The organism is Achromobacter sp., assembly GCF_032113835.1.
Taxonomy (GTDB): Bacteria; Pseudomonadota; Gammaproteobacteria; order Burkholderiales; family Burkholderiaceae_B; genus Achromobacter.
Map to the genome: position 1 here is coordinate 1 of NZ_DAMCTG010000099.1, position 5,779 is coordinate 5,779.

A 5,779-nucleotide genomic window follows, 5' to 3' on the forward strand; every position below is an offset into this window, starting at 1 on the left:
CCGCCAGGGCGACGGCGACGACGGCGAGCAGCAGGGTCCAGAACCAGGTACGCATGAGCTCAGTCCTGGTCGCTGGTCTTGAAGCCCGCAGCGCGCAGGGCCGCAACGGCGTTCAGGCTGTCGGCCACTTCCGGCATGCGCACGGCGATGTCGATCTGGGCCAGTTCGCGCGCGAGGTTCTGCGCGGCGACGGTGTCGGGCGAGCGGCCATCAAAGTATTTGGAAAGCGTCGACCCGACGTTGTCGAGCTCGCTCTTCCAGACGGAGGGCTGGCGCATCAGCATCGCCAATTGCGCGGTCAGCAGCCGCTGGCGCAGCGTGCCGCGCACCTGATCCGCCTGCTCCGGCGACAGCAGCAGCGCGGCCGGTTCGTCCACGCGCTGGATGGTGATCAGTCCGCCAAGTTCGTGGGCCAGCGCGGAGCCCGCACGGCCGGGCCACGAGGCGACTTCGGCGCGCCAGCGCTGCCACCACGGCGCGTCGGCGGGCAGGCCGGCCTGCGGATCGACTGCGGGGGCCGGCGCGGGCGGCTGCGCTTGACCCACCGGGGCCACACCCGGCGACACGGTATCGGGCACCAGCAGCGGCGCCTTTCCGATCAGCGCAACCAGGCGCTCGATGCGGCCGGACTGGGCGGGGATATCGACGGTGGATACGGCACGCAAGCGGTCCAGGTCGCCGTTGATGGATTGCTGCAGGCTCGAGAAACGCGGACGGTCGGCGCGCGCCAGGCGCGATTGGGCGGTTTCCAGCGCGACGATGGCGTTGGACACATTGCCTGCCAGGCGCAATTGCTGGTTGGCGATCGTCAGCAGACGCTCGACGTCATTGGCCAGCAGCTCGTCGCTGGCGCTGTCGTTGAAGTTCTGCCAGGCCTGCTGCAGAGCGTTGTATTGGCTTTGCGTCTCGCGCAGCGTGTCTTCGAGTTCGGCGACGCGGCCCGACTGCGCCTGCGCCAGAGCGAGGGCTTCGCGGGTGTCCTTGCGGGCTTGCGCGACGTCGGCGCCAAGCGTGTCCAGGCGCGTTGCGACTTCGCGGCCGGCAGAGACGAACTGGGTGCGTTGCTTCCACAGCGCATAACCCAGGCCAACGGCCAGCAGGATGACGATTATCAGGGCGGTGACCAAGGGGCCACTGCCGCGCTTGGCCGGACGGGCCTTGACGGAGGCGGCCGGGGCCGATGCGGACGCGCTTGCGTCCGGGGCGGCCGGATGAACGGCCGAATCGGTAGCGGGAGTCTTATCTGTCATGACGCGATTGTATTCGGTGTCAGTCCGAACCAACGAATCAAGCAGCAACAAAAGCCTGGAATATCGACTCGTCGTTCGGCACGCAGATTTTTACCATCGCCGACCCGGATACGCCATGACAGGAGGATGGCAGGCGGCCTGCGAGCGAGGGGTGCGTGATCACGAAGCGGCAGCGCCGCCACCAGCCTGACAGGCCCGCGGCATTGAGTTGGGCGTGGACGGCATCGGCGCCCTCCCCGCTGGTGAGCAGCCAGGTGGCGTTGACGCCTGTATCAGCCCAGCGCCGCAGTGCGCCAAGCTGATCAGGGGTCCAGACAGCCGGCCGCCGCTGGTAGGCGGCGTGACGCATTACGTGGACCCCATGGGCCTCGAGCTTGTCGCCGAGCCAGTCGCGTCCCTGGGTGCCCCGCACCACCAGCACGCGCGCGGGCAACCGAGGCTGGGCCTCGAGCACGCGCCACAGCGCCTCGGAATCGTGGGTGGGAGCGGAATCGTCCGGGTGCAGAACTGTTGTATTCGCGCCAAAAAGACCGGTGCCGCGCAGCGCCTGCGCGCTGGCGGGTCCGACCGTGGCTGCGGCCACGCCTGACGGCCAGCCGGCCGCGCCATCGGCTTGGGCAAGCTGGTTCAGATACTGGCGCGCGGCATTGCCGCTGACGAACACGACGAGGTCGAAGTCCGAAGGCCGGGGCAGGTCTTCGGATGCGACGGAGATGGGATGGATTTCAAGCGCGGGCAGGATGCAGGACTGCCAACCGGCGCCCTGCAGGCGGCCGGCCAGCACTTCGTTGCGCCCTGCGGGCCGCGTCAGGATGGCGATGCGCGGCCCTTCGGCGGCTGCAAACGCCGGGTCCATCAGTCGGGCTCGTTGTGCAGAAGTTCGCGGAGGATCCCCGCTGCGCCCGCGTCCAGCAATTCGGAGGCGGCGGCTTCGCCAATGGCTTCGGCCTGTTCCACCGGACCGGTGTGCGTGGCATGAACGATGCGAGTGCCGTCCGGCGATGCGACCAGCGCACGCAGCGACAGCGTGCCGCCGGCAATCTGGGCAAACGCGGCTAATGGCACCTGACAGGAGCCGCCCAGCTTGCGCGACACGGCGCGCTCCGCGAGCACGCATGCGGTGGTGTCAGCGCTGACCAGCGGCGCGAGCCACGCACGCATGTCGTCGCGATCGTCGCGGATTTCAATGCCGAGAGCGCCCTGCCCTGCGGCCGGCAGGCTGTCGGCCGGGTCAAGCAGACTGCGGATGCGATCGCCCATGCCAAGGCGCTCCAGGCCCGCCGCCGCCAGCACGATGGCGTCGTAATCGCCTTTGTCGAGCTTGCCGAGGCGCGTATCCAGATTGCCGCGCAGGGGCTTGACCACCAGAGCGGGAAACCGGGAACGGATCTGGGACTCGCGGCGCAAACTGGACGTGCCGACCACGGCGCCCGCGGGCAGGTCCGCCAGCGAGGCATATCGGTTGGACACGAAGGCATCGCGCGGATCCGCGCGATCGAGGACGGCGCAAAGTTCGAACGGGGCCTGCAGATCCACCGGCACGTCCTTCAGGGAGTGGACAGCGAGATCGGCGCGCCCGTCGAGCAGCGCGTTTTCGAGTTCCTTGACGAACAGACCCTTGCCGCCCACCTTGGACAGCGTGCGGTCGAGGATCTGGTCGCCTCGGGTTGTCAGGGTAAGAAGTTCAACTGCGCACGCTGGGTACAGCGTGCGCAGCCGATCGCGCACATGCTCGGCTTGCCACAGGGCAAGCCGGCTGGCGCGGGTCGCAATGACCAGACGTTGCGGTAGAGACACGAGACGCCATCAAACGAAGTTGGAGACGATGACCGTCGCGACTACCCCGAGGATGGCCAGCACGAACAGACCCTGAAGAAGGCTCAGGCCCGATTCGGATTGCTGGGGATCGGTGGATCTACGCAGACTCATGTGCTGATTCCTTGGAAGCGTTCTTGCGGCTTGCCAGCCACCGTCCAAGGACAACAACAAGCAAGGCGCCAATGATTTCAGCGGCGATTTTAACCGTAGTCGGCTGAACACCAAATTGACGTTCGACAATAACGTCGGTGACCAGCATGCCACCAGCGATCCAGCCCAGCAGGCCCGCGCCGAAGGTGACGACCAGCGGATAGCGGTCGATGAGCTTGAGCACCAGCGTGCTGCCCCAGATGATGATCGGCACACTGACGACCAGGCCGAAAATGACCAGGCCAAGCTGATGGTCGGCATGCGCGTTCTGCGCGGCGCCGGCAATGGCGATCACGTTGTCCAGGCTCATCACGAAGTCAGCGATGATGATGGTCTTGATGGCCGCGACGATGGATGTGCCACCCTTGATGTCGCCATGCGCATCGTCTTCGGGAATCAGGAGCTTGACGCCGATCCAGACGAGCAGCACGCCGCCGACGACCTTCAGGAACGGGATGTTCAGGAGCTGCATCGCGAAGGCGATCAGGACGACGCGCAGGATGATTGCGCCCGCGGTGCCCCACAAGATGCCTTGCATCCGTTGCTTGGGCGCCAGGTTGCGACACGCCAGCGCGATCACGACAGCGTTATCGCCGCCGAGCAGGATGTCGATAAGGATGATTTGAAATACCGCTGCCCAACTCAGCGTCTGAAAAAACTCAAGCACTTTGAACCCCCGAAGGCATTTATGAAAAGAATGGCCGGTCCCGGCCCGGCCGCCCTGCCGCGCGCCTTCGCGCGGCAGGTTTATTTAGAAAAACATATTATTGTAGTTCAGCTTTCAGTCAGCTTTCTGGCGCATCAGTAAAACTTTACCAATCAGCAGCACCAGCACTGCACCGAGTGCGCCCGACATCAGCGCGAAGCTATGCTGCGTCACACCCAGCGCGGCGTCAATACGCGCAACGGGCTCTTGCAAAGCAGGATCGCCCACCAGCAGTTCTCCCGCGATGAAGCCCAACAGCGCCGCGCCGACCCAGACGATGAGCGGGAAGCGTTCGATGACCTTCAGGAGCAGCGTGCTGCCAAAGATGACCAGGGGAATGCTGATGGCCAGACCGAGCACCAGCAACGTCGTATCGCCCATCGCAGCGGCGGCGACAGCCACCACGTTGTCCAGGCTCATGACCAGGTCGGCGATCATGATGGTGCGGATGGCGGTGAGAAGATTGCCCTGCGTCTTGCCAGCGCCGTCTTCTTCGCCTTCCGGCAGCAGCAGCGTCACGCCGATGTAGACCAGAAGCAGTGCGCCGATCAGCTTGAGCCACGGCAGCAGCAGCAACGTGGCCGCGACGAGCGTCAGCACGATACGCATGATGATCGCAGCGGCGGAACCGACCACGATCGCTTTTTTCTGTTGTGCCGGAGGCAGCGAGCGCGCCGCCAGCGCAATAACCACGGCGTTGTCGCCTGATAGCAGAATGTTGACCCAAATGATCTGGAGCAACGCGATCCAGAATGCCGCTGAACTGAGTTCCATGCCTCTCTTTCCTAGGTGTGATCCCCCTAGGAGAAAACCAAATTAATGGGTGAATTTGAACGGAGAAACGTACTGACCGTCTTGGTGCGAGCCCGACGGCATTCTTGCTGGTACGCGCAAAATTTCTTTCATTATAGTTTCGTTCAGCTTTCCGTATGATTGCCCCGGCCGCTTCCTGGACGCGGGATTACCCTAAGAAACCATCAAAAAAGCGAACAAAAAAAAGCCCGCCGAAGCGGGCTTTTTTGCGCAATGCTGAGACTTACAGCACCGACTTGAGCAGCTTGCCCATTTCGGAGGGGTTGCGCGTGGTGCGGATGCCGCAAGCTTCCATGACTTCCAGCTTGGCATCGGCCGTGTCGGCGCCGCCGGAGATCAGCGCGCCGGCGTGGCCCATGCGCTTTCCGGGAGGAGCGGTGACACCAGCGATGAAGCCGACGACCGGCTTCTTCATGTTGTCCTTCGCCCACTGCGCGGCGTTGACTTCGTCCGGACCGCCGATTTCGCCGATCATGATGACGGCGTCGGTGTCGGGATCGTCATTGAACAGCTTGAGCACGTCGACGTGCTTCAGGCCGTTGATGGGGTCGCCACCGATACCGACGGCGCTGGATTGGCCCAGGCCCAGTTCGGTGACTTGCGCCACGGCTTCGTACGTCAGGGTGCCCGAACGGCTGACGATGCCGATGCGGCCCTTGCGGTGGATGTGACCGGGCATGATGCCGATCTTGATTTCGTCCGGGGTGATCAGGCCGGGGCAGTTCGGGCCCAGCAGCAGCGTCTTGCTGCCCTTGGCCTTCATGCGGTTCTTGACTTCGAGCATGTCACGGACCGGGATGCCTTCGGTGATGCAGATGACCAGTTCCAGCTCGGCTTCGACAGCTTCCCAGATGGCGGCAGCGGCGCCGGCGGGCGGCACGTAGATGACCGACACGGTGGCGCCGGTGTCAGCCTTGGCGTCCTTGACCGACGCGAAGATCGGCACGCCTTCGAAGTCTTCACCCGCCTTCTTGGGGTTCACGCCGGCCACGAAGGCGGCCTTGCCATTGGCGTACTCACGGCACATGCGGGTGTGGAACTG

7 protein-coding genes are annotated in these 5,779 nt (G+C 64.6%); all 7 read right to left on the bottom strand.

Annotated elements, in window-relative coordinates:
• Positions 1-59 precede the first annotated feature (59 nt).
• Positions 60-1,250: a uroporphyrinogen-III C-methyltransferase gene (locus RT697_RS23585; RefSeq protein ID WP_313702139.1), complete on the bottom strand. Its 1,191-nt coding sequence runs from the start codon at positions 1,248-1,250 to the stop codon at positions 60-62.
• 37 nt (positions 1,251-1,287) lie between these two features.
• Positions 1,288-2,106, bottom strand: a complete 819-nt coding sequence (locus RT697_RS23590; protein WP_313702140.1) for a uroporphyrinogen-III synthase — start codon at positions 2,104-2,106, stop codon at positions 1,288-1,290.
• On the bottom strand, positions 2,106-3,047 hold the full coding sequence (gene hemC, locus RT697_RS23595; RefSeq protein ID WP_313702141.1) for a hydroxymethylbilane synthase: 942 nt from the start codon (positions 3,045-3,047) through the stop codon (positions 2,106-2,108). Before hemC ends, RT697_RS23590 begins: the two co-directional genes overlap by 1 nt.
• Before the next feature lie 9 nt (positions 3,048-3,056).
• Positions 3,057-3,179, bottom strand: a complete 123-nt coding sequence (locus RT697_RS23600; RefSeq protein WP_042792647.1) for a hypothetical protein — start codon at positions 3,177-3,179, stop codon at positions 3,057-3,059.
• A complete protein-coding gene (locus RT697_RS23605; RefSeq protein ID WP_056567345.1) occupies positions 3,166-3,885 on the bottom strand; it encodes a TerC family protein in 720 nt (239 codons plus the stop codon). Before RT697_RS23605 ends, RT697_RS23600 begins: the two co-directional genes overlap by 14 nt.
• Before the next feature lie 114 nt (positions 3,886-3,999).
• Positions 4,000-4,698 carry a TerC family protein gene (locus tag RT697_RS23610; RefSeq protein ID WP_312429667.1) on the bottom strand — a complete coding sequence of 233 codons (699 nt, stop codon included), beginning with the start codon at positions 4,696-4,698 and terminating at the stop codon, positions 4,000-4,002.
• A 262-nt stretch (positions 4,699-4,960) separates the two neighbouring features.
• On the bottom strand, positions 4,961-5,779 hold an 819-nt coding region (sucD, locus tag RT697_RS23615; protein WP_313702142.1), incomplete at its 5' end, for a succinate--CoA ligase subunit alpha.

Bases quoted from the DNA above. Each gene is read 5' to 3' on its own strand.
- RT697_RS23610 (WP_312429667.1), bottom strand. From the start codon at position 4,698: ATGGAACTCAGTTCAGCGGCATTCTGGATCGCGTTGCTCCAGATCATT.
- RT697_RS23590 (WP_313702140.1), bottom strand. From the start codon at position 2,106: ATGGACCCGGCGTTTGCAGCCGCCGAAGGGCCGCGCATCGCCATCCTG.
- RT697_RS23600 (WP_042792647.1), bottom strand. From the start codon at position 3,179: ATGAGTCTGCGTAGATCCACCGATCCCCAGCAATCCGAATCGGGCCTG.
- RT697_RS23585 (WP_313702139.1), bottom strand. From the start codon at position 1,250: ATGACAGATAAGACTCCCGCTACCGATTCGGCCGTTCATCCGGCCGCC.